Source organism: Arthrobacter sp. UYEF21 (genome assembly GCF_040546085.1).
Taxonomy (GTDB): Bacteria; Actinomycetota; Actinomycetes; order Actinomycetales; family Micrococcaceae; genus Arthrobacter.
On the sequence record NZ_JBEPNF010000005.1, the window covers coordinates 112,158 to 135,859 of the forward strand.

General features: G+C 65.5%; 19 protein-coding genes. 12 read left to right on the plus strand and 7 right to left on the minus strand.

Going from position 1 to position 23,702, the window contains the following annotated elements; all coding sequences use genetic code 11:
* Positions 1-105: 105 nt before the first annotated feature.
* The 4 genes from ABIB27_RS07840 to ABIB27_RS07855 all read right to left on the minus strand — a co-directional run bounded on the left by ABIB27_RS07840 (position 106) and on the right by ABIB27_RS07855 (position 5,380).
* The gene (locus ABIB27_RS07840; protein ID WP_354216629.1) at positions 106-1,419 is read right to left on the minus strand and encodes an RNA polymerase sigma factor; all 1,314 of its coding nucleotides are present in this window, start codon (positions 1,417-1,419) and stop codon (positions 106-108) included.
* Between the two features lie 243 nt (positions 1,420-1,662).
* Positions 1,663-2,910 (minus strand): DUF4192 domain-containing protein, encoded by a 1,248-nt coding sequence (locus ABIB27_RS07845; protein ID WP_354253762.1) that lies wholly within the window; start codon positions 2,908-2,910, stop codon positions 1,663-1,665.
* Positions 2,911-2,992: 82 nt separating this feature from the next.
* Positions 2,993-4,342, minus strand: a complete 1,350-nt coding sequence (locus ABIB27_RS07850; protein ID WP_354216627.1) for an MFS transporter — start codon at positions 4,340-4,342, stop codon at positions 2,993-2,995.
* Between the two features lie 99 nt (positions 4,343-4,441).
* Entirely contained in the window at positions 4,442-5,380 is a 939-nt protein-coding gene (locus ABIB27_RS07855) for a proteasome assembly chaperone family protein (protein ID WP_354216626.1), read from the minus strand.
* Between the two features lie 25 nt (positions 5,381-5,405).
* On the opposite strand from ABIB27_RS07855, the gene ABIB27_RS07860 reads away from it, so the two are divergent.
* The 6 genes from ABIB27_RS07860 (at position 5,406) to ABIB27_RS07885 (ending at position 11,779) form a co-directional block, all read left to right on the plus strand.
* The gene (locus ABIB27_RS07860) at positions 5,406-5,558 is read left to right on the plus strand and encodes a hypothetical protein (protein ID WP_354253763.1); all 153 of its coding nucleotides are present in this window, start codon (positions 5,406-5,408) and stop codon (positions 5,556-5,558) included.
* An 83-nt stretch (positions 5,559-5,641) separates the two neighbouring features.
* Complete coding sequence (locus tag ABIB27_RS07865; protein WP_354253764.1) at positions 5,642-7,165, plus strand: leucyl aminopeptidase; 1,524 nt, start codon at positions 5,642-5,644, stop codon at positions 7,163-7,165.
* A gap of 252 nt (positions 7,166-7,417) precedes the next feature.
* Positions 7,418-8,800, plus strand: a complete 1,383-nt coding sequence (gene lpdA, locus ABIB27_RS07870; RefSeq protein ID WP_354216624.1) for a dihydrolipoyl dehydrogenase — start codon at positions 7,418-7,420, stop codon at positions 8,798-8,800.
* A 124-nt stretch (positions 8,801-8,924) separates the two neighbouring features.
* Positions 8,925-10,655 (plus strand): 2-oxoglutarate dehydrogenase, E2 component, dihydrolipoamide succinyltransferase, encoded by a 1,731-nt coding sequence (gene sucB / locus ABIB27_RS07875; RefSeq protein ID WP_354216623.1) that lies wholly within the window; start codon positions 8,925-8,927, stop codon positions 10,653-10,655.
* A 147-nt stretch (positions 10,656-10,802) separates the two neighbouring features.
* On the plus strand, positions 10,803-11,156 hold the full coding sequence (locus ABIB27_RS07880) for a hypothetical protein (RefSeq protein WP_354216622.1): 354 nt from the start codon (positions 10,803-10,805) through the stop codon (positions 11,154-11,156).
* A gap of 194 nt (positions 11,157-11,350) precedes the next feature.
* Positions 11,351-11,779, plus strand: a complete 429-nt coding sequence (locus ABIB27_RS07885) for an OsmC family protein (protein ID WP_354216621.1) — start codon at positions 11,351-11,353, stop codon at positions 11,777-11,779.
* Positions 11,780-11,881: 102 nt separating this feature from the next.
* On the opposite strand, the gene ABIB27_RS07890 is transcribed toward ABIB27_RS07885, so the two are convergent.
* Positions 11,882-15,406 (minus strand): S41 family peptidase, encoded by a 3,525-nt coding sequence (locus tag ABIB27_RS07890; protein WP_354253765.1) that lies wholly within the window; start codon positions 15,404-15,406, stop codon positions 11,882-11,884.
* Positions 15,407-15,488: 82 nt separating this feature from the next.
* Here ABIB27_RS07890 and ABIB27_RS07895 point away from each other — a divergent pair, with 82 nt between their 5' ends.
* A complete protein-coding gene (locus tag ABIB27_RS07895; protein ID WP_354216619.1) occupies positions 15,489-16,379 on the plus strand; it encodes a TIGR01777 family oxidoreductase in 891 nt (296 codons plus the stop codon).
* A 33-nt stretch (positions 16,380-16,412) separates the two neighbouring features.
* Here the strand turns inward: ABIB27_RS07895 and ABIB27_RS07900 are convergent, their stop codons facing one another.
* Entirely contained in the window at positions 16,413-18,389 is a 1,977-nt protein-coding gene (locus ABIB27_RS07900) for a serine/threonine-protein kinase (RefSeq protein WP_354216618.1), read from the minus strand.
* Between the two features lie 137 nt (positions 18,390-18,526).
* Here ABIB27_RS07900 and lipB point away from each other — a divergent pair, with 137 nt between their 5' ends.
* The 4 genes from lipB (at position 18,527) to ABIB27_RS07920 (ending at position 21,497) form a co-directional block, all read left to right on the plus strand.
* Positions 18,527-19,195 carry a lipoyl(octanoyl) transferase LipB gene (lipB, locus tag ABIB27_RS07905; protein ID WP_354216617.1) on the plus strand — a complete coding sequence of 223 codons (669 nt, stop codon included), beginning with the start codon at positions 18,527-18,529 and terminating at the stop codon, positions 19,193-19,195.
* On the plus strand, positions 19,192-20,199 hold the full coding sequence (lipA, locus tag ABIB27_RS07910) for a lipoyl synthase (RefSeq protein ID WP_354253766.1): 1,008 nt from the start codon (positions 19,192-19,194) through the stop codon (positions 20,197-20,199). The genes lipB and lipA overlap by 4 nt, the downstream gene beginning before the upstream one ends.
* A gap of 88 nt (positions 20,200-20,287) precedes the next feature.
* Complete coding sequence (locus ABIB27_RS07915) at positions 20,288-21,040, plus strand: DUF4191 domain-containing protein (protein WP_354216897.1); 753 nt, start codon at positions 20,288-20,290, stop codon at positions 21,038-21,040.
* Positions 21,041-21,146: 106 nt separating this feature from the next.
* Positions 21,147-21,497: a DUF3817 domain-containing protein gene (locus tag ABIB27_RS07920; protein WP_354216903.1), complete on the plus strand. Its 351-nt coding sequence runs from the start codon at positions 21,147-21,149 to the stop codon at positions 21,495-21,497.
* On the opposite strand, the gene ABIB27_RS07925 is transcribed toward ABIB27_RS07920, so the two are convergent.
* The gene (locus ABIB27_RS07925; protein ID WP_354216896.1) at positions 21,494-21,931 is read right to left on the minus strand and encodes an RDD family protein; all 438 of its coding nucleotides are present in this window, start codon (positions 21,929-21,931) and stop codon (positions 21,494-21,496) included. The genes ABIB27_RS07920 and ABIB27_RS07925 overlap by 4 nt on opposite strands.
* A gap of 255 nt (positions 21,932-22,186) precedes the next feature.
* On the opposite strand from ABIB27_RS07925, the gene glnA reads away from it, so the two are divergent.
* Positions 22,187-23,611, plus strand: coding sequence for a type I glutamate--ammonia ligase (glnA, locus tag ABIB27_RS07930; RefSeq protein WP_354216895.1), 1,425 nt, complete (start codon positions 22,187-22,189; stop codon positions 23,609-23,611).
* Positions 23,612-23,702: the final 91 nt, after the last annotated feature.

The window sequence follows — 23,702 nt, forward strand, 5'->3', positions numbered from 1 at the left end:
AGCCCTGCCCCACGACCCCGTGTTTCGCAAAAACGCGGGGCCAGCCCCGCCCAGGCATCCGAGAATGCTTGGCGGACACTGACCCCGCGTTTGGTGGGTCCTGATCTAGTCCAGGTAGTCCCTGAGCACCTGCGACCGCGACGGGTGGCGGAGCTTGGACATGGTCTTGGACTCAATCTGGCGGATACGCTCACGCGTGACGCCGTAAACCTTGCCGATTTCGTCTAAAGTCTTCGGCTGGCCGTCGGTCAGGCCGAACCGCATGGCCACTACCCCGGCTTCGCGTTCGGACAGGGTATCCAGGACCGAGTGCAGCTGTTCCTGCAGCAGCGTGAAGCTCACGGCATCTGCGGGGACTACAGCCTCGGAATCCTCAATAAGGTCACCGAACTCGGAGTCGCCGTCCTCGCCAAGAGGCGTATGGAGGGAGATTGGTTCACGGCCGTACTTCTGGACTTCGACGACCTTCTCCGGGGTCATGTCCAGTTCGAGGGCAAGCTCCTCCGGCGTTGGTTCGCGGCCGAGGTCCTGAAGCATCTGACGCTGGACGCGGGCCAGCTTGTTGATGACCTCGACCATGTGCACCGGGATGCGGATGGTGCGGGCCTGGTCGGCCATGGCCCGGGTGATGGCCTGGCGGATCCACCAGGTCGCGTACGTGGAGAACTTGAAGCCCTTGGTGTAGTCGAACTTCTCCACTGCGCGGATCAGGCCAAGGTTGCCTTCCTGGATGAGGTCCAGGAACAGCATGCCGCGGCCGGTGTAGCGCTTTGCCAGCGAGACCACCAGGCGGAGGTTGGCTTCGAGCAGGTGGTTCTTGGCCCGCTTGCCGTCGTGGATGACAAACTCAAGTTCACGCTTGAACTTGGGTTCCATCGAGCCGTCGTCTGCGTTGATCTTCTCTTCGGCGAAGAGTCCGGCTTCGATCCGGAGGGCGAGGTCCACTTCCTGCTCTGCGTTGAGCAGCGCAACCTTACCGATTTGCTTGAGGTAGTCCTTGACGGGGTCAGCCGTGGCTCCGGCGGACATCACCTGCTGGACGGGGGCATCATCGTCGTCGGCATCCGAGTAGACGAAACCCTTGCCCGTGGCGGCCGATGCGGCCTTGGCGGCGTCAATCTCGCTGTCGTCGGCGCTTTCGATGCTGATGTCGTCAGGGTCTTCGACATCGTCGTCATCGGAATCCGATGCGCCGCGCGCAGCTTTCCCGGCGGCTTCGGCAGCAGCTTTAGCGCCGGGCTTTGGGCCGCGCTTCTTGGGTTCAGGCTTACCGTCGCCGGCGGATTCACCGGCGGTGGCATCCTTGACGGCTTTGTTGGCTGCCCGCGTTGCTGCTCGCTTGGCGTTCGTTGCAGCCTGCTTCTCCTCAGGGGACAAGTCCTGGGCGGCGGGTTCCTTCTTCGCGGAAGACGGGGTCACAGAAAACCTTTCTAGCGGCGGTCTGTGGAATCACCATACGGGCAACACCACTATGACCCTGTCAAGTCCGTGATCAACATCAGGTGCAACCACAACCGGCAGAGCCTACAAGTAGAACTGCCGGGGCGGCTGTAATGTTCCCGTCAGGGCGCCATTACAGGCACTTGATACACGGACCCAACCGGGTCTCGGCAACCATTGTCTCACGGTTTTCCGGAACCGGACTCAAAGCAGCGGCAGGACCTAGGCTGCGTCCGGTTCGAACTGCCGCCAGGCGGCCTCCTTCCGCGCAGCCCAGCCGCAGAGCGTTCCCCGCCGCACCAGTTCCAGCATGAGTTCGGCCAGCCGGTAGCCCGGCTCTACCTCAAGGGCCTGCTTAAGATAGGCGGCGGCGTAGGATCCACGGCCCCGGCACCACGCGATCCACCCCCGTCCGGTCAGGGCAGCTGCGCCGGGCTGCCCGCCACACGCTGAGAGTTGTCCCAGGACTGCGTCCAGGCTGTTCAGTGTGTGCCAGGCGGGAATTTCAGGCTCAAGCCCCAACAGGACCTCGCCGTATCCTGGCGACGGCTGCCCGTCATCGGCCTCGCCCGCGGCTTGCCGGGCCGGCTGGAAAGCGTTCTGGCCGGCTGCTTCAACGGCGGTCCCCTGGCCCGTGTGGATAGGCCCAACCGGCACCAGGCCGCAGCCGGACTCGAAGATACCGAACACTTCCGCGCCGGCAAGTGCGGCCGAAGTGCCGGCCGCGGCCATGACCAGGACGGCATCACGCCAGGCCGGGACGGCGAGCGAGGCGCGGAGGAACGCAACGTCGTCTGCCGGCAACATCCGGCCGGTTTCGTTGGTCAGGACGAATCCCCAGTGGGCCAGAAGCCTAGTGAATTGTTCCCTGCTCCCCCGGCGCCGTTCCAGCTGCGCTGCCCACGCTTCTTCCGACGCCAGGATGGCGGCGCGCTCGTCGCCGGAAACCGTGGGGGCCGGGAGGGCGCCGTTCTCCGGCGCCGGTCCCACGCTGCTTCCCCGAAAGACCATTTCGGCGTTCAGCATGCTGTCCCGGATTGCCTGCACGGATCTGCCCGGTGCCGGGCAGCACAACTCATCAGCGCATCTTGCGTTTCGCCAGTAGGTGTCTCCGACGTACCAGGCGTCGCGTACTGTCATCCCCGCGGCGTCCAGGTGGGATTCCAGGGCGTTCAGGAGCCCCCAGTACGTTCCGGGCGGTTCCGTCCAGCCGTCATTGCTGAAGATGGCCAGCAGGGCGCCATCGGCATTCTGGTCTGCCGCCAGGTAGTCGCGGACGGTCCGGGCGTAGGCCCGCGGGTCCGCCAGAGTCTCGGGACCGGGGAGGTCCAGCCGCAGGGTGGCTCCCAGCCTGTTTCCGTGCAGGGTCATGGCCACCAGGCTGTCTGCCGGCCAGTAGCCCAGGGAGTGTGGAATGAACCCGAGGATGTCTTCAGGGCCTCGGACGGTCAGGTGTTCTGGAGGTTTCATGACTCCAGCTTTGGCGCACCGGCGGCACGTGTAAAGCGCCTACTTCCCCTATGTCAACAACCGGCCCTGTGGGGGACGAGTGTCAGTCTTTGGCCGCCCCGTCCCGGTGGCGCCGCTGGGCCAGGTTCTCCCGCCGCTGCCGCGCCATGGCCTGGAGCAGCGGAGCAACCACTACACCGTCCGCGGCCATCTGCCGCCGTACTTTGCGCCGGCATACCACCATCATGATGGCCCCGAAGCCCAGCAACAGGAAGTGGACGCTCAAGGCGATCCGGAACGGTTCCAGCCCGTACAGGACACCGTCGGAATAGCCGCTGGCCAGGAGGAGGTCCAGCACCAGGCCGATCATAAAAATCGCCACCAGGGCCGCGATGAAACCTCCCACGTTAACGATCCCCGTGGCGGTCCCGATCCGGTGTGCGGGGTTGAACGTCCGGGCGAAATCAAAGCCGATCATGGACCCCGGACCGCCGATCGCCAGCACCACCACCAGGACGGCCAACAGCCACAGCGGGGACCGGCCCGGCGTCAGCAGGACTGCGGCCCAGGCTGCCGCCGTCGCGCCCGAGATCAGCAGCACCATGGTGGACCTGCGGAGTGGGTGCCGGGCGACAAAACTGCCGATGAAGGGGCCTACGGCGAGTCCGGCTGCAACATAGAGGGTCATGAGTCCCGCCACGGTTCCGGCATCCAGCCCTTGCCCGGAGATAAGGAACGGATAACCCCATGTCATGGCGAAGACGGTGCCGCTGAACTGGATGGTGAAGTGGCTCCACATGCCCAGCCTGGTCCCCGGCTGGCGCCAGGCCCGGGCCAAGGAGACTCCGGTGGCTCGCAGGCCCCGCTGGACCTCCGGCGCGCCGGCTCCGTGCGGCTGGTCCTTCAGGAGCACCACCACTAGGACCACGGCCAGTCCGGACATGCCGGCGAGCATAAGGAAGCCCGGCGTCCAGCCGAAGGAATGCAAGACGTAGGCGAACGGCAACACGCTGAACAGCTGTCCCAACTGGCCGGACATCCCGGTCAGCTGGGTGACCAGGGGCACCCGCGCCGGCGCGAACCACAGGGGAATCAGGCGGATCACGGAGATGAACGTCATGGCGTCGCCGGCACCCACCAGCACCCGCCCCGCTACTCCGCCGGGAATGCTGACCGCGAAGGCCAGCTGGAGCTGTCCGAGACCCATCAGGATAGCCCCGCCGGCGATCATGGCCCGTGAACCGAACCGGTCCACCAGGACGCCCACCGGTATCTGCAGCGCCGCGTAGACCAGAAGTTGCAGCACCGTGAAGAAGGAGATGGCGGATGCGCCGGCATTGAACCGTTCGGTTGCCTCCAGCCCCACCACGCCGAACGACGTGCGCTGGGAGACGGCCACCAGATACGCAAAGATGCCAATGGTCCAGATCAGCCAGGCTCGGGGTGAAGTCACTATCTCATTATGCCCGGGCTGCTTCGCTGGCCGGGGCACCTGTGTGATCGATGGACGCGCCTGTCCGGGCCAACACAGGACAGGCTGTTGACGGGCCAGCTAAATGCCGGGGTTCTCGCGCGCCAGGTAGGCCTCCACGGCAGCGCCGAGTTCATCCCCGTTAGGCAGTTCGTCGTTTTCGTCGGCCAGGAGCGAGCGCCGGACGGTGCCGTCGGCCTTCTCGTCGTACCGTTCCTCCAGCCGGGAGACCACCTGCCGCACCTCATCCGAGGCTTCGACCTGCTCGGCAATCTGGCGGCCCACTTCCCGGCCGGCTTCACGCAGCCTGTCGGTGGGGAGCATCAGGGACGTGGCCGCGCCCAGGAATTCGAGCCCGGCGACGGCGGCGGTGGGGTATTCCGCTTCGGCGAGGTAGTGCGGAACGTGGATCACGTAGCCGGCAACGTTGCGCCCGGCGTCCATCAGGCGCAATTCCAGGATGTGCCCCACGGCTGCCGGAACATCAACGGTGGGTTTCCAGACGGAAATGCCTTCGATGAGTTCGGGCCGGTTGCCGTGGACGGTGACACCCACCGGCCGCGTGTGCGGCACCGGCATGGGAATGGAGTGGATCCATGTCACCAGATTTACATCCAGTTTTTCCACGATTCCGACGACGGCGCGTGCGAACCGCTCCCACTGGAGGTCGGGTTCAAAGCCAGCCAGCAGGAGGAAGGCATTGCCCAGCCCGTCCTTAAGCTTGTAAAGGGCCAGCTTCGGCGCCTGGTAATCCTGGAGATGATCCTCTACGAAGGAGATGTGCGGCCTTCGGGACCGGTAGTCGATGAGCTGGTCGGCATCGAACACTGCCACCGTTTCGGTGTCCAGAGTGTCCAGCAGCTCCGCATTGATCTGCTTCACCACATGGCCGGCATCGGCGAAGCCGGTGAAACCCATCACCAGGTCCAGCCCGCGGAGCGCCGGACTGTGGAACAGCTCGATGTTGCTCGCGTAGAGCGCATCGGGGTCCAGCAGTGAGCCGGAAATCCGTTCAAGCACGGCGTCTTCCTTTCGAGGAATTCGGATGGATAAGTTATACAACGCCGCCGGGCCGTCCGGCATTCCGCCGGTTGGTGTGGCGCAGGTCTCAGGAGATTCCGCTCCCGCTGCCCCCAGCGGCTACGATCGACCAATGGCCTGCCGGACGGGTTTCGCCGGCACCCCGGCTACGTCCTGATCGGACGGCCACCGGATTTCCATGGCCAGCGCCAGACATCCATTTCTGCGCGAACAGCCTTTCGAGAATTGAGGACTTACCCCGTGGTCAAGAATACTGAAATCAACCTTAGTACCCTTGCGAAGGGCCTGTTGAGGGCCCCCAGTGACGCCGTTGTCATCGGCGTGGGACAGGGATCGGACGGCCCCGTGCTGCTTGATAACCCGCTGACCGCGAAGTCAGCTGAGGCGCTGGCCGATTCCCTCAAGGCTCTGGGGGTCACCGGCGCAGCGGACCAGGTGGTCCGGCTGCCCGGCCTTTTGGAGACGGGAGCCAGCGTGCTGGTTCTTGCCGGTGTTGGCAAAATTGCCGCGGGTAAACCCCTCTCCGAAGAGGCACTCAGGCGCGCCGCAGGCTCTGCCGTGCGCCAGCTCTCCGGCCTGCCCACCGTGGTGCTGGCATTCCCGACGACGGGACTCGCCGACGTCGCAGCAGTTGCCGAGGGTGCCGCGCTGGGCGCCTATGCCTTCACCGAGCACCGGTCCACCAGCAACGGACTCAAAGACCCAGTCCGCAACGCGGTGATTTACACGGACGTGACCGTCAACGACGAACTCCGCTCAGCCCTGACCCGGGCAGCCCTGGTCGGCCAGGCCGTCAACGCCACCCGGTCCCTGGTCAACCAGCCCCCCAGCCACCTCTACCCGGAATCGTTCGCCGAGGCGGCGAAGGAGCTCTCCAAGGGCCTGCCGGTGAAGGTAACGGTCTGGGATGAAAAGCGCCTGGAGAAGGAAGGCTTCGGCGGCATCATGGGCGTGGGCAAGGGCTCCACCCGCCAGCCGCGCCTGGTGAAGGTGGAGTACTCCCCTGCTAAGGCGACCAAAAAGATCGCCCTCGTCGGCAAGGGCATCACGTTCGACACCGGCGGGATTTCGCTGAAGCCGGCCCTCGGCATGGGCGACATGAAGAGCGACATGGCGGGCGCCGCCGTCGTACTTAACACTGTGCTCGCGATCGCTGGTCTTGGCCTTGCCATAAAAGCCACGGCGTGGCTTTGCATCGCCGAAAACATGCCATCCGGTGCGGCTTCACGACCCGCCGACGTGCTCACCATGTTCGGCGGCAAGACCGTGGAGGTACTGAACACCGACGCCGAAGGCCGCCTGGTCATGGCCGATGGCATCGTCGCCGCGAGCCGAGAATACCCCGATGCCATCATCGATGTCGCCACACTCACCGGCGCGCAGCTTATTGCCCTCGGCAACCGCACGGCCGGGGTCATGGGTTCGGACAGCGTGACTGCCCCGCTCAAGGCCGCCGCCGACCGCGCGGGCGAACTGGTGTGGCCCATGCCGCTGCCCGAGGAGCTGCGCCAGAGCATCGACTCCCAGGTGGCGGACCTGGCCAATATCGGCGAACGCCACGGCGGCATGATGACCGCTGCGGTTTTCCTGCGCGAGTTTGTGGGAAAGGGCAAGGACGGCGAGCAGATCCCCTGGGCGCACATCGACATTGCCGGCCCGTCCTTCAACAACGGCAGCCCGTACGGCTACACGCACAAGCAGGCCACGGGCTGTACCGTCCGGACCCTGCTGGCCTACGTCGAAGACGTCCTCGCGGCGGCCTGACCAACTCAAGGGGCTATGACGCGGCTTTGTGACACCAGGGTGATCCTGTAGGTCACAAGGCCGCGTGACACTCACCACAAGCGCCCCACAAACACGGCGGCGAGGTGGAGCATGGACAAGTGGTTCGCTAAGGTGAACCACCGTAGTCACAAATGAAAGCGAACCAGCCTGCTGGCATAATCACGGCAGTACAAGTTCCAAGACCAGATGATGCGCAAGCTCGCGTCATCGTTCACGCGAGGGAGCGTCTAAGTGGCCGATCAGGCAACTGCGCAAGAATTCGACATCCTGGTACTCGGTGGCGGAAGCGGCGGCTACGCCACCGCCCTCCGGGCCGTTCAGCTTGGCTTCACCGTTGGTCTGGTGGAGAAAGCGAAGCTGGGGGGTACGTGCCTGCACAACGGCTGTATCCCCACCAAGGCCCTGCTGCACTCCGCAGAACTGGCCGACCACGCCCGTGACTCCGCCAAGTACGGCGTGAATGTCACCCTGGACAGCATCGACATCACCGCTGTCAACGCTTACAAAGACGGGATCATCGCCGGCAAGTTCAAAGGACTGCAGGGGCTGATCAAGTCCAAGGGCATCACCGTCATCGAAGGCGAAGGCAAGCTGACCGCCCCGGACACCGTCACCGTCAACGGCACCGCCTACAAGGGCAAGAACATCGTGCTCGCCACCGGTTCGTACTCCCGCACACTCCCGGGCCTGGAAATCGGCGGCAAGGTCATCACCTCCGACGAAGCCCTCACCATGGACTACATCCCGAAGAGCGCCATCATCCTGGGCGGCGGCGTGATCGGCGTCGAGTTCGCTTCAGTCTGGAAGTCCTTCGGCGTGGACGTCACCATCATCGAAGGCCTCCCCTCGCTGGTGCCGAACGAGGACGCGACGATCGTCAAGAACTTCGAGCGCGCGTTCAAGAAGCGCGGCATCAAGTTCTCCACCGGCGTGTTCTTCCAGGGCGTGGAGCAGAACAACGACGGCGTCAAGGTCACCCTGGTGGACGGCAAGACCTTCGAAGCCGACCTGCTCCTGGTTGCTGTTGGCCGTGGCCCCGTCACGGCCAATCTGGGCTACGAGGAAGCCGGCCTCACCATTGACCGCGGCTTCGTCATCACCAACGAGCGCCTGCACACCGGCGTTGGCAACATCTACGCCATCGGCGACATCGTCCCGGGCGTCCAGCTGGCACACCGCGGCTACCAGCAGGGAATCTTCGTCGCCGAGGAAATCGCCGGTCTCAAGCCGGTCGTTGTCGAAGACATCAACATCCCCAAGGTGACCTACTCCGAACCGGAAATCGCGACCGTCGGCTACTCCGAGAAGGCAGCCAAGGAGAAGTTCGGCGAGGACCAGGTGGAAACCCAGGAATACAACCTCGCAGGCAACGGCAAGAGCTCCATCCTGGGCACCAGCGGCCTGGTCAAGCTGGTCCGCCAGAAGGACGGCCCCGTCGTCGGCGTGCACATGATCGGCGCCCGCATGGGCGAGCAGATCGGTGAGGCCCAGCTGATCGTGAACTGGGAAGCCTACCCGGAGGACGTCGCACAGCTGGTGCACGCCCACCCGACCCAAAACGAGTCCCTCGGTGAAGCCCACCTGGCACTCGCGGGCAAGGCCCTGCACGGCTAACACCCCCCCGTTTTACCGCAAGACATCAGAGTTTGATGCACCCGGCTCAATCTGCCGGGTGCACTAAGCTCGAACAAGGCAGCAATCATCCGCACTAAAGATCAATAAGGAGAACGGGGACGATATGTCTGAATCCGTTAACTTGCCCGCCCTCGGTGAGAGCGTCACCGAAGGAACCGTCACCCGCTGGCTCAAGCAGGTAGGTGACCGGGTAGAGGTGGACGAACCGCTGCTCGAGGTTTCCACCGACAAAGTAGACACCGAAATCCCCTCTCCGGTAGCCGGCATCATCGAGGAAATCCTCGTGGCCGAAGACGAGACCGCCGACGTCGGCGCTCCACTGGTCCGCATCGGCGACGGGTCCGGCGGCGGCGCAGCCCCCGACGCAACACCTGCCGCTGAAGAAGCGCCCGGAGCTCCGGCACAAAAAGCCGCAGCTCCGGCAGAGGAAGCTCCCGCCGCACCGGCTGAAGAAGCTCCTGCCGCGGAAGCCCCCGCTGCATCCGGCGGCGAAAGCCACGACGTTACCCTGCCCGCCCTGGGCGAAAGCGTCACCGAAGGCACAGTGACCCGCTGGCTGAAGGCCGTGGGCGACACCGTTGCTGTCGATGAGCCGCTCCTCGAGGTATCCACCGACAAGGTTGACACCGAGATCCCCTCCCCAGTTGCCGGCACCCTCCAGGAAATCCGGGTGAACGAAGACGAAACCGCAGAGGTCGGCGCTGTCCTCGCCGTCATCGGCTCCGGCGCGGCCGCTCCCGCAGCTGCCGCTCCGGCCAAGCCGGCACCCGCTGCCGCGCCTGCAGCCCCCGCCCCGGCCGCAGCCCCGGCACCCAAGGCAGAAGCGGCTCCGGCTGCTCCTGCCCAGGCTCCGACCGCTGCCCCGGCCCCGGCTGCTGTTCCAGCCGCGGAGTCCGCTGCCGGCAGCGAGTCGGGTTATGTCACCCCGTTGGTCCGCAAACTGGCCAACCAGCACGGCGTTGACGTCTCCTCACTGTCCGGCACCGGCGTCGGTGGCCGCATCCGCAAGCAGGACGTCCTGGCGGCAGCAGAAGCGAAGGCCGCCCCGGCTGCAGCTCCAGCCAAGCCGTCTGCCGCTCCTGCCAGCGCCGCTGCTCCCGCCGCTTCCACGCTGCGCGGCACCACGCAGAAGGCTCCCCGCATCCGCCAGGTCATTGCCCGCCGCATGCGCGAGTCCCTGGACGTGTCCGCCCAGCTGACGCAGGTGCACGAGGTGGACATGACGAAGATCGCCAAGCTGCGCACCGCGGCCAAGAACGGCTTCCTCGCCACCAACGGAGTCAAGCTGACGTACCTGCCCTTCATCGCCAAGGCTGTCGCCGAGGCACTGAAGCAGCACCCTAAGCTGAACGCTGAATACAACGAAGAGGCCCAGGAGATCACCTACCACAATGCCGAGCACTTGGCGATTGCGGTGGACACGGAAAAGGGTCTCCTCGTTCCCGTGATCTCCAACGCAGGAGACCTGAATCTGGCCGGCCTGGCCGGAAAGATCGTCGATGTTGCTGACCGCACCCGCCAGGGCAAGATCGGCCCGGACGAGCTTTCCGGCGGCACCTTCTCCATCACGAACATCGGCAGCGTGGGAGCCCTCTTCGACACTCCGGTCATCAATCAGCCAAATGTGGCCATCCTTGGCACCGGCGCGATCGTCAAGCGCGCGGTAGTCGTGGCTGATGAGAACGGTGACGACTCGATTGCCATCCGCTCCATGATGTACCTCTCCCTGACCTACGACCACCGCCTGGTGGACGGCGCGGACGCAGGCCGCTTCCTGCAGACCCTGAAGGCACGCCTTGAAGAAGGCGCCTTCGAGGCTGACCTGGGACTCTAACACCAGGTAAACGAACGACGGCGGTGCAGGGCTCCGGAGGGAAACTTCCAGAAGCCCTGCACCGCCGTCGTTCTTGAGCATTGCCCTGCGAAGGGGGCCTGCGTGGCTTTGCTACAGGAGGTAGAACAGACTGGCTAAGCTTGAACCATGACTATTCTCTTCAGCATTCTGCTGTTTCTGCACATCGTCGGCGCAGCCATGATCGTGGGGTACTGGATCGCCACGATCAAGCAGCCCACCGTGCACCCCCGCCAGCGCGACGGAGCATTCCTGCAGCTGCTCACCGGCATCGCCATGATGGGTATCCTTCCATTCATGCCCGACGCCCACCCCAACTACGCCAAGCTTGGCATCAAGTTCGTCATTGCCGTCGTGGTCGCAGTGCTGGCCGTCATCGGCACCCGCAAGGTCAAGAAGGGTGAACCGGTTTCCACTGGCCTCGCCCACGGGGTTGGCGGTCTGGCCCTGGTTAACATCGCGATCGCCACCATCTGGAACTGATCCCCCACTGCGCCACTTACGACGGCGCCGCTCCCTTCTCCGGGGAGCGGCGCCGTCGCGTTTTAATGACCGCCCGCGGTCATAATCCACTGAGAGCGGACAGCCCGTGCGCGGGTGCCCTGGAATCCCTAGGATAGGAACCGGCGGGGCCGGGCAAAGGCCGGCCCCGGTTCAAATCGACTTGAGGAGTGGACATGGCAGCAACACGCACCGCGCACACAGTATGGAACGGCGACCTGATGTCCGGATCAGGCCAGACCACGCTGGACAGCTCCGGCCTGGGCACTTTTGACGTCACTTGGAAGGCGCGCACGGAAGCCGCCGAAGGCAAGACCAGCCCGGAAGAACTGATCGCTGCGGCCCACGCCAGCTGCTTCTCCATGGCTTTCAGCAACGAACTGGCCAAGGCCGGCCACGCACCTGAGGAAGTCAACACCAAAGCGGACGTCACGTTCGTTCCCGGCACGGGCATCACCGGCAGCCACCTGACGGTGTCAGCAAAGGTTCCCGGCATCACTGAAGAAGAGTTCCAGCGGATCGCCGGCGAGGCCAAGGTCGGTTGCCCTGTTTCGGGCGCCCTCGCCAGCATCGAGATCACCCTGGATGCGAGCCTCGAGGCCTAGTCCACTTAGCGGCGTGCACAGCCACTGACAACAAGAGGCCCTGCCCCGCCCGGATGACCGGACGTGGCAGGGCCTTTTGTGATGGCTGGCGAAGAAACCCCGTCAGCCACCGTGCCGGCGGGCCGGCAGCGGGGCGGGCCGCAGGCGGCGGTAGCCTTCGCGCGCCGGGGGCGTGTCCGTGGGCAGCTCCTGGATCATTTCCTTGAGGGCGCCGATGCCGTATTCCAGCTGCGGGTCCGTACCGGCGGCATAGGCGTGCGGCGGGAATGTCACTTCAATGTCGGGGTCCACACCGTAGTTCTCCACGGACCACCCCACCCCGCCGCCGAACCAGGTGGCGTACCGCGGCTGGGTGACGCCGGTGCCGTCGGCCAGGGAGAACCTGTTGTCGATCCCCACCACTCCGCCCCAGGTGCGCGTGCCGATCACGGGGCCGATCCCCCGCAGCTTGGACACCTGGGTGATGATGTCGCCGTCGGACCCGGCAAACTCGTCGGCGAGGATGATCACCGGGCCCCGCGGGGCGTGGTGCGGGTACGTCCTGGGGCGTTCGCCGCGCGGCATGCTCCACCCCGTGACCTTCCGGCCGATCAGCTCGGCAACCAGCTGCGACGTGTGGCCGCCACGGTTGCGCCGGACGTCCACGATCAACCCGTCGAGGGCGGTCTCGGTGTCCAGGTCGCGGTGGAGCTGCGCCCAGCCGTTGGCCATCATGTCCGGGACGTGGAGGTACCCGTAGCGTCCGCCGGAAGCCTCCCGGACGGTTCTCCGGTTCGCCGCCACCCATTCCTGGTAACGCAGGCGCTCCTCGTCCCTGACCGGGACCACTGCGATGCGTCGCTGTTTCCCTTCCCCCGCTCCGTGGCCGGGGCCGTTCCGGAGGGTGAGCTCAACTGGGCGCCCGGCGGCGCCCACCAGCTGCATCGCTGGAGACAGCGTGCCGGACAGCGGAACGCCGTCAATGGCCAGCAGCACGTCTCCGGCGATGGCGGCAGCGCCCGGACGGGTCAGCGGGGAGGTGGCAAGCGGATCGGATGACTCACCGGCCAGAATGCGGGTGATTTCCCAGCCGGCGGGTGTGAAGGCGAGGTCGGCGCCGAGCCGTCCCTGGCCGTTGCTGCCGTTTTCCGTCACCATGGCCGGCCGGACGTAAGCGTGTGAGGTGCCCAGTTCCCCGTGGAGTTCCCAGAGCAGGTCCACCAGGTCGTCATGCGATCCCAGCCTGTCCACCAGCGGACGGTACCGCTTATGGATCGACTCCCAGTCCTGCCCGGCCATATCCTCTGCCCAGAAGAAATCGCGCTGCAGGCGCCACGCCTCGTCAAAGGCCTGGCCCCAGACGCTGGCCGGGTCCATCATCACGCGGATCCTGCCCAGGTCAACCTTGACGAGCTGGCCTGATTCCTCGTCGGCCTTCGCATCAGAGGGAACAACACTGACCTTCTTATCGCTGACCAGCACCACTTTTTTGCCGTCCCCGGATAGGCGGTAGCTGTCCAACGCCTCAACCAGCGTGGCGGGCTTGCGCCGGGCGAGGTCAAACCGGACCAGGCTGGGGCGGGCGTCCTGATCGTCCTTGCTGGCCTTGCCGTCGCCCGTAACGCCCGCAAGTGCCCAGTCCAGCCAGAGCAGGGCGCCGTCCGTGGCGGTCAGCGCGGTGTAGTTGCCCTGCGGTACGGGAACGCCGATGACGCGGTGGGACAGGCCCTCCGGGTCCACCCGGACCGGTGAAACTTCTGCCTCGTCAGTTTTCGCTTCCGGGCTGGCGGCCGGTTCCAGGTCAACGTCCGGGCCAAAGGGCGACGGCGTGGCTGCCGCCAGTGCCACGAGGTAAGGCTTGATGGGGCTGGGGAACGAGAGGTCGAACGAGTGGCCGTCGTATACCGGGTCAAAGCTCCGGTTGGACAGGAACGCCAGGAATTTCCCGTCCGGCGTGAAACTCGGCGATGCGTCGCAGAATCGGCCGTCAGTGACTTCAACTATGCCGTCGCCCAGTTTCATCACGCCGGCCAGGCGGAGCCGGCTCCTGGAGCCGAAGGAGGTGACCGGTTCAGACCACGCCAACCACTGCGAGTCGGGCGACCACGCGAGTTCCTCAATAGTGCCCTCGCCGATGCTGGTGACCAGCGAAAGATCACCAGTGGACGTGTTGGCCACAAAAACGTCGCCGAAAGCGGTCCCCACGGCAATCCACTTGCCGTCCGGGCTGGCTTCCATGGCGCTGGCGCGCGAAGGCTTTGGAAAAGCGATACGGAGCGGTTCGCTCCGCGGCCCGGCAGCGGCCGCGGACCCCGCGGTGCCGCCGGCAGAATCGGCACCGGACTCAGCACCGGATCCACCGTGCTCTGCGTCATCGGGCACCTGTATCACGACGTCGGCAGTCACCAGGGCGGCCGCGCCCGCCGCCGGAACAGGCCGTGGCAGAGCTGCGGAAGCTCCGCCGGACGCTTCGGTTGTGGCTGCACCCGGAGCTGCCGCCGTGGCCGGAGCTGCCGTCCCGGCAGGAACCGCAGGAGCGGGAACCGCCGGCGCGCCAACCTCGGCGGCGATTTCCTTAATGTAGATGGCTTCCACACCGTCGTGGTCGCCCACGTAGGCGAGGCGGCCGCCGTCGAGCGGACGGGGCAGCCGTGCCCGGACCCCGGGGGTGGCCTCAACGATGCGGGAGGGGCCGTCCTTGTGCCGGAGCCAGTGGAGGGTGCCGTGCGTCTCGACAGCGCTGGCGGACCCGGTGGCATCCGGCAGCACCGCGCCCAGGTGTTTGGCTGCCTTCAGCAGGCCCGGGCGCCGCGATTGCGAGGCTGAGCCCAGGGTGATGTCCAGCCGCACCGGGTCCGAGGACAGATCGTGGAGGACCCAGAGCTCACCCGCGGATTCGAAGATCACCCGTTTACCGTCGCTTGCGGCGTGCCGGGCGTAGAAGTCCTCGTGGTCGGTGTGGCGGCGCAGGTCGCCGCCGCCGGGCAGTACCGAATACAGGTTGCCGTACCCCTCGTGGTCGGACAGGAACGCCACACGGCCGCCAACCCAAAGAGGGTCCGTGAGGTTGCCGTCCAGCCCGGGAACCAGGCGTTCGAACTCACCGTTCCCGTCGGCATCAATCCAGAGCTTGCCGGCGGTGCCGCCGCGGTATCTCTTCCACCAGGCAGGTTCACGCGAGAGCACGCTTGCCAGGACAACCGGGCGTTCGTCCCCTACTTCCGGTCCGAACGCCACGGATTCGACGGGTCCGAAGGGGAGTTCCGCCGCCCAGCCGCCGGCGACGGGCACGCTGTAGGCGTAGGTATGCCGGCTTTCGGCCTGGCGGAAGGCGCTGGTCACGACGACGTCACCGCCGGCGGTGAAGCCCTTGACCTTGGTGCTGCCATGGCCGAAATAGGTCAGCTGACGGTAGCCGCCGCCGTCGACGTCCGCCGTCACCACTTCCGGCGCGGTCCCCTGGATAACAGTCCAGACGAGCCGCTTGCCGTCCGGCGTGAAGCGCGGGTTCCGGGCGGGCAACTGCAGTGACGAAACACGCCACGCCCGGCCCCCGCTGAGCGGCGCGATCCAGACGTCGTCCTCGGCCACAAACGTGACCAGATCGCCGTGGACGTGCGGAAACCGGAGGTAGCTCGAAGAAGTCATCGTTCGATCATAGTCAACCCGCGCTGGGGTCCATGGGAGGCGCCGCAGTTCCGTCTGGCTGTGCGGCATGGTGAGATGGGTCATGCACATTGTGATTGCCGGTGCCTCCGGGCTGATCGGGACTGAGTTGTCCGCAACGTTGCGCGCGGCCGGCCATGAGGTGGTCAGCCTGGTCCGCCGTGAACCGTCATCCGCCGCTGAAGTGCGCTGGGATCCCGCCGCGCAGCGCCTGGATCCGGCGGTGCTGGCCGGCGCCGGCGCCGTGATCAATCTGTCCGGGGCCGGTATCGGCGACAGGCCGTGGACCCGCCGCCGGATCAAGGAGCTGCTCAGCTCACGGCTGGGCGCAACGCGCACCCTGACTGAGTCCATGGGCAAGCTTGATGACCCGCCACGGGCATTCATTAGCCAGTCCGGTGCTGATTTCTACGGCGATTCGGGGTCCGCGCAGCTCCGGGAAGATGCCTCGCCGGGGTCCGGCATCCTCGCCCAAATCTGCGTGGAGTGGGAGGCCGCCGCCCATCAGGCGCCCGCCGGCGTCCGCGTGGTAACGCCCCGCACCGGGATTGTGTTAAGCCGCTCCGGCGGCTCGATGGGACGGCTGTTACCGCTGCTCCGGCTTGGCGTGGGCGGTCCGCTGGGCAATGGCAGGCAGTACTGGCCGTGGATCACTTTGCCGGACGTCGCCTCCGCTTTTGAGTTTCTGGCGGGCTCGGACATCCGCGGCCCGGTAAACCTGTGCGCACCGCAGGAAGCAGACGTGAACGCGTTGATCGCTGCGCTGGCCTCGGCCCTGCACCGTCCGGCTTTTTTCCGGGTGCCGGCACCGGTGCTGCGGCTGGTGTTGGGCAAGATGGCCGACGAACTCCTGCTGTCCGGCCAGCGGATGGAGCCGGCGGTGCTGGAAGCGGCCGGCTTCCGATGGCAGCATCCGGCCCTCGCCGAAGCTGCTGCCTGGGTAACCGGACCCTAGGGGTCAGGTGGCCAGGTAGCCTGACACCGGGCGTCAGGAACCCGGCAGGACATCCGCAATCCGCCACTGCCCATCCACGGCGACCAGTACAAGCCGAAGGGCCTGTTCCGCACCCGGGGCAGCGGTAGCCACGACCTGGCCGGAGCTGTCCTGTTCCACATAGGAAGATGTTGCGGACGTGACACCCACTACCGCCCGGCCTGCCGAACTCCCCGGCTGGACCTGGACATTTGAGACTGTGCTGGTGAAGCCGGCCAGGAGGTGTCCGGATGCCTGGAGCTCGTCCATAAGGTGTGCATCGGCGGCGGCGGCCGTGGAGCCCGGGGCGTTGACAAGGTCCAGAAGCTCCAGCCGGCCCGAGCTGAAAGCCAACGACCGAACTGCAGCCAGCCCTTGGACTGCCTCGGCTGGCTCAATCGAGCCCAGCTGCGCCGCGACGGCTGCCGGAATCCCCCTGTCAGCATCTCCAGTCGCCGCCGGCCCGGCCATGTGAACAGCGGAACCGTTCTGCGTACTGTCTGTGACCTCAGTGCCAGCCGGACGCGGTCCTGGCCTGGTCAGGCCTTCCAGGGGTCCGCCCGGGCCGAACGCGCCGGCAGTCCAAATGGCACCTGCCATCACCACGGCAGCGGCCGCGGACAGCAGCACGGTCCCACGTCTGTTAGCCGCCCTCCCCGCCCGGCCGCCCCGCCGTTGCGGACCTTGTCGTTGGGGATCTGGGCGACCGGGACCTGAGCGTTGGGCATCTGGGGTTTGCGGGCCGGGGGCTTGCGGACCTGAGGCTTGCGGACCCGGGCCGCGGGCAGGGAAGTCCGGCGCCCGCCGCTCGGCACCAGGTTCCACAGCGTGCCGGCCGCGCAGCGCACGTTTCTCCACTTCCGCCGTCCGGGCAGCCGTGGCCTGCCCGGCCATCTGGGTAGTCTTGGCCCGCATTACCGCCCTGGCCGCGCGCGGTCGCGCCGCGAACTCATCGTCCCCCTCGGGGAAAGGCAGCAGCTGGCGTGCCCCGGTGAGGCCGGACCAGCGCGACGTCGAGAGCCTGCGCCGCCAAGCCCGCAGCCCGTTACGGACGGCGCCGTCCGGGCGGTCCGGGATGCGACGCCGGGTCAGCAGCTGCGGGATAACGGTGGCGTGGACGGAGGAAGCGAGGTCTACGGGCAACGGCGGCGCGCTGCGGTAGATCGCCGTCGCCAGTTCCACGGCACCTGGCCGCAGCCGCCGGTCCTCGTTGAGGCCGGCTTCCAGGGCAGCGGCCAGTTCGGGGGGCACCTCCGGGAGCAGGAGCGACAACGGCGGCCGGTCGGCCGTCCGGCGCGGCGGCTCACCCGTCAGGCAGTACCACCCCAGCGCCGCCACCGAATACACATCGCGCTCCGGTTGAAGTCCGGCCCGCACGGCATCCACCGGGGCCGGGTCCATAAAGCCGGCTGTGCCGTGGTCTGGCACTGCCACAGCGTCTCCCACCATCCTGGCTATGCCGACGTCGGCCAGCAGCGGCTTGCCGTGACCGGTAAACAGGACGTTTCCCGGCGAGACATCGCCGTGCGTAAAGCCATTGGCGTGCAGGTAAGCCAGCACCTGGGCAATCGGAGTCAGAATAGTCACCGTCTCCCCCACTGGGAGTTTGCGCCGGCTGGCTATGAGCTCTGCCAGGGAACCGCCGGGCGCATAGTCCAGCAACAGGCCGATTCCACCGTCGCCCGCCTCCCCGGATCCTGCTGCTCCCTGTTTCGGCGTGAACCGGACCGCGTCGTGTGCCCTGATGAGATGTTGGTGGTCGAGCACCGAAAGGATCTGGATTTCGCGTCGGATGTCCTCCTCTGCGGCGGCATCCGGTAGTCCGACGTCAATGCCGTGCGCACTCCGGCCGTGCTTGACGCCAAGACATTTCAGTGCAAAGTCCCGGCCAGACCTTTCGTCCGTGACCAGCCACACTGTTGAACTTCCGCCGCGGCCCAACACACGCCCCACCAGGAAGCCGGGAACATCCGGGGCAGTGAAATCATCCATGAGCCATGTCTAGCGGAATCCTCAGCTCGCTGCAGAAGTTATCCACAGGCTGCGCCGCCGCTGGGTCAGCCAGCGCGGCATGAGACCTATGCCACTTATATCTGGCCCCTCACGGACCGGGGTCTAAGCTGGATGCCATGACTCTTGAGTTTTCACAGGTGGGTCTCGCCCCGGACTTCGTCGATTATGTCCAAGGTTGGGATTTGCAGCGCGAAATCCACGCCAAAGTCGTCGCAGCCGAGGCGCCCAGCACAGTCCTCATCCTTGAACATGGCGCTGTTTATACGGCAGGCAAGCTCACCGAAGAGCACGAGCGCCCGTTGGACGGCACCCCGGTGGTCCCCGTGGACCGCGGGGGGAAGCTGACTTGGCACGGCCCTGGCCAGCTGATCGCTTATCCCATCCTAAGACTGAAGAACCGGTCGGGCATCCGTGACTACGTCGAGCGGCTTGAAGCCGTGATGATCGCCGTTATGGCCGACTACGGTATCAACGCCGAACGCATCAAGGGGCGCGCAGGTGTGTGGATCACCGCGGACAGCAAGGGTCCGGACCGGAAGATTGCCGCCATCGGCATCCGCGTCCTGGACGGGGTCACCATGCACGGAGTCGCCATCAACTGCAACAACGACCTGGCACCCTATGCCCAGATCATTGCCTGTGGCATCACCGACGCCGGCGTCACCACGATGTCCATCGAAGCTGGCAAAAACATCAACCCGAGCGATATCGCGGACCGGTTTATGGACGAGTTCCGCAAACACGAAGAAGCGCTCGTTTCAAACCCCGAAGGAGCACTCCTGTGACATTGGCACCAGAAGGCCGGAAGCTGCTGCGCGTTGAGCAGCGTAACGCGGCTGTACCCGTGGAGCGGAAGCCGGAGTGGATCAAGGCCAAGGTCCAGATGGGTCCTGAGTATGTCCAGCTCAAGAACCTGGTGAAGAAGGAAGGCCTGCACACGGTGTGTGAGGAGGCCGGCTGCCCCAACATTTTCGAGTGCTGGGAAGACAAGGAAGCCACGTTCCTGATTGGCGGTTCCGAGTGCACCCGGCGCTGTGATTTCTGCCAGATCGATACCGGCAAACCCTCCCCGGTGGACATGTTTGAACCCACGAAGGTGGCCCGCTCGGTCCAGGCCATGCAGCTGCGCTACGCCACCGTCACGGGTGTGGCCCGTGACGACCTCGCCGATGAGGGTGTGTGGCTGTACGCCGAGACGGTCCGGAAGATCCACGAGCTGAACCCCGGTACCGGTGTGGAGCTGCTGATCCCGGACTTCTCCGGCAAGCCCGAGCACATTGCGGCGATCTGCGATTCCAAGCCGGAGGTCTTCGCCCACAACGTCGAAACCGTGCCCAGGATCTTCAAGCGGATCCGGCCCGCGTTCCGGTACGACCGGTCCCTGGATGTCATCACGCAGGGCCGGAAGCTGGGCATGGTCACCAAGTCCAACCTGATCCTGGGCATGGGCGAGACCCGCGAGGAAATCTCCGAGGCCCTGCGGGACCTGCACGAGGCCGGCTGTGACCTGATCACCATCACCCAGTACCTGCGCCCGTCCGAACGGCACCTGCCGGTGGACCGCTGGGTCAAGCCCCAGGAGTTCGTGGACCTGCAGAACGAGGCCGACGAGCTCGGCTTCCTCGGTGTCATGAGCGGCCCGCTGGTCCGGTCCTCGTACCGTGCCGGGCGGCTCTGGGCCACCGCGATGCGTAAGAAGGGCTGGGAAATCCCCGCCGAACTCGCCCACATCGAGTCCTCCGGCAGCACCCGCCAGGAAGCCAGCTCACTGCTGGCCGCACGTTCCTGAGCCGCCAGTTTGTTGTGCCTTGAGGGCCGGCACCGGAGAATATCCGGCGTCCGGCCCTCGGCCACAAATCACGTAGAATTGAGGCACTATGGCGAACTCCCCTGATTCCAGTAACACGACGCCGGCGGCCGAAGGCGCCCCGAAGCGTGGTCTCTTCTCGCGCAAGCCAAAGGAAGCAAAGGTCAAAAAGCCCAGCCGCCTTAAGCAGATCGGCGAAGTCTTTAACATGACCCGCCGCCATGACCCCATGGTCCCGTGGCTGATGCTGCTGGTGTTCCTGGGCGTTGTGGCCGTCAGCTTCCTGGTGGGCTTCTGGCTCGATAACTGGATCACCGGCCTCCTGATCGGCATCCCCCTTGGCCTGCTCGGCGCCACCCTGATCCTGTCCAGGCGCGCCGAACGCGCAGCGTTCGCCCAGATCGAGAACCAGCCCGGCGCTTCGGGCGCTGCGCTGGGCACGCTCAAGCGCGGCTGGGTCACCGAAGACCAGCCCGTCGCAGTCAATCCCCGCACCCAGGACGCTGTGTTCCGCGCCGTCGGCCGTCCCGGCGTCGTCCTCGTCAGTGAAGGACCCACCGTCAGGGTCAGGCCGCTTCTGGACGCCGAACGCAAGCGACTGGCACGGATCCTCCCGAACGTCACGGTCCACGTGATCGAGAGCGGCCGCGGTGAAGGCCAGGTTCCCATCAGCCAGGTAGCCAAGAAAATGGGGAAGCTGAAGAACGAACTGACCAAGCTCGAGGTGAACGCAGTGTCCAAGCGCATCTCGTCTCTGGGCAACCGCCTCCCCATCCCCAAGGGAATCGATCCCTACAAAGCGCGCCCCAACCGCGGACGCTAAGACATTTGAACCGCCCCGGTCCCGGCTCAAGCCGGGCACCGGGGCGTTCTTATTTGTGTCACCAACCGTGCGCCAACGCATCCTGAGATCGGAGAAGCCCATGAAAATGCCGCTGAAGACTGGTGTAATCCGCGCCTTCCGAATCCTGGCAGTGGCCGAGGCGTTCAGCTGGGCAGCCCTGCTGGTCGGCATGTATTTCAAGTGGATCGCCAACACCAGTGAGCTCGGCGTGGAAATTGCCGGCCCGATTCACGGCGCACTCTTTGTCTGCTACGGAGTGGCAGCCCTCGCCCTGTGGCGGCTGCAGCGCTGGCCGTTCACCGTGGCGTTGTTTGCCGGGATCTCCGCTGCCTTCCCCTTCGCCACCATCACCTTTGAGCTTTGGGCCGGGAAACGCGGTTACCTCACAGACGCCGCAGCACGCACAACGGACGTCAAGGAAACCGCCGGAGTTTAGAGGCGGACCAACACCGTATTCATGGCTTTGTCGTGCAGGCCACGGTGGTCCGGATCAAAGATCACGGCCGGGATGACGAGGCACAGAAGCACGGTACGTACCAAGGCCGCCAGCGGACCTGCCGGCGCCCCGCCCATCCGGACCACGTGGATCCCCACCACCCGGTGGCCGATGCTGTAGCCGAGGGTACCCACCAGCAGCATCTGCTCAGCGGCGAAGACGGCCAAGGTGGCCCAGGAGTCACCGCCGAAGGCGAAGTTGCTGATCAGCAGGGCAACCGCCCAGTCCAGCATGATGGCCACAATGCGCCTGCCGGCCCGGGCTATCGAGCCGGAGCCGGATTCGGGCAGCCCCAGCCGCTCCCCGGGGTACTTAGAGATGCCGGAGGTGTCCGGTCCGGTGAGCCAGGAGCCGATGTCGTTGCGATCTACCACCGTCCAAGCTTACCGACTCCCCGCGTTCACAGAGTGGAAGCCGCTGGACCACACTATGGACAGCAGATAGCGTTGCCTGATCAGGGCATTCTGTAACCTGCCCGAAACAATGTGGACACCGACGAGAAATGACGTGTCCATAGGCTGGTAGCAGTTTCAAGCAATACCCCCAAGCAGGGAAACAATGTTTCCCTGCTTTTCGGATTGCGCTTTGTGGCTTGCCAGCCAGATATTACATATGCGTTAGGAGCATAGATGTTCAAGAATGCGGACGAAGTCCTCAAGTTCATCAAGGACGAAGATATTAAGTTCGTCGATATCCGCTTCACCGATCTCCCTGGTGTGCAGCAGCACTTCAACGTGCCGGCAAAGAGCGTGGACGCAGACTTCTTCGTCAACGGCCAGCTCTTTGACGGATCCTCCATCCGCGGCTTCCAGGGCATCGCCGAATCGGACATGCAATTGATCCCGGACGTAACCACCGCATTCCTGGACACCTTCCGCATGGAAAAGACGCTCGCGCTGAACTTCTCCATCGTGAACCCGCGCACCGGGGACCCCTACCACCGCGATCCCCGCGGCGTGGCCGAGAAGGCTGAGGCCTACCTCGCCTCCACCGGCATCGCCGACACCGCGTTCTTCGCCCCCGAGGCCGAATTCTTCGTTTTCGACAACGTCCAGTACCAGTCCTCCCCCGAGGGCAGCTTCTACAAGATCGACTCCGAAGAAGCACACTGGAACACCGGCCGTGAAGAGGAGGGTGGAAACCTCGGCTACAAGACCCCCATCAAGGGTGGCTACTTCCCCGTTTCCCCCACCGACAAGCAGGCTGACCTCCGCGACGCCATGTGCATCGCCCTGGACGAAGCCGGACTTGAGGTCGAGCGCAGCCACCACGAGGTTGGCTCCGCCGGCCAGGCTGAAATCAACTACAAGTTCACCACGCTGACCCACGCCGCTGATGACCTGCAGAAGTTCAAGTACGTCATCAAGAACACCGCTGACGCCTGGGGCAAGTCCGTGACCTTCATGCCGAAGCCGGTCTTCGGCGACAACGGTTCGGGCATGCACTGCCACCAGTCGCTGTGGAGCAACGGCGATCCGCTGTTCTACGACGAGAAGGGCTACGCCGGCCTTTCGGACATGGCCCGCTGGTACATCGGCGGCCTGCTGAAGCACTCGGACGCCGTGCTGGCTTTCACCAATCCGACGGTCAACTCCTACCGCCGCCTGGTCAAGGGCTTCGAAGCGCCCGTGAACATGGTTTACTCGCAGGGCAACCGCTCCGCCGGTATCCGCATCCCGATCACGGGCTCCAACCCCAAGGCCAAGCGCATCGAGTTCCGTGCGCCGGACCCCTCCTCCAACCCGTACCTGGCCTTCGCTGCCCAGCTGATGGCCGGCATTGACGGCATCCGCAACCGCATCGAACCGCCGGCTCCCATCGACAAGGACCTCTACGAGCTCCCCGCCGAGGAAGCCAAGGACATCCCCAAGGCTCCGGGAACGCTGGAAGAGGCCCTCGAGGCACTCCGCGAGGACAACGAGTTCCTGCAGGCCGGTGGCGTGTTCACCCAGGACCTGATCGACACCTGGATCGACTACAAGTATGAGTACGAGATCCGCCCGCTGTCCCTGCGCCCGAACCCGTACGAGTTCGAGCTCTACTACGGCGTCTAAGACACCCTGCGGCTGACCCGCTCAGCCCAGGAAGTCAGGCCACGAAGTCCGCCCGGGCTGCCAGCATGCGTGCTGGCAGCCCGGGCGGACT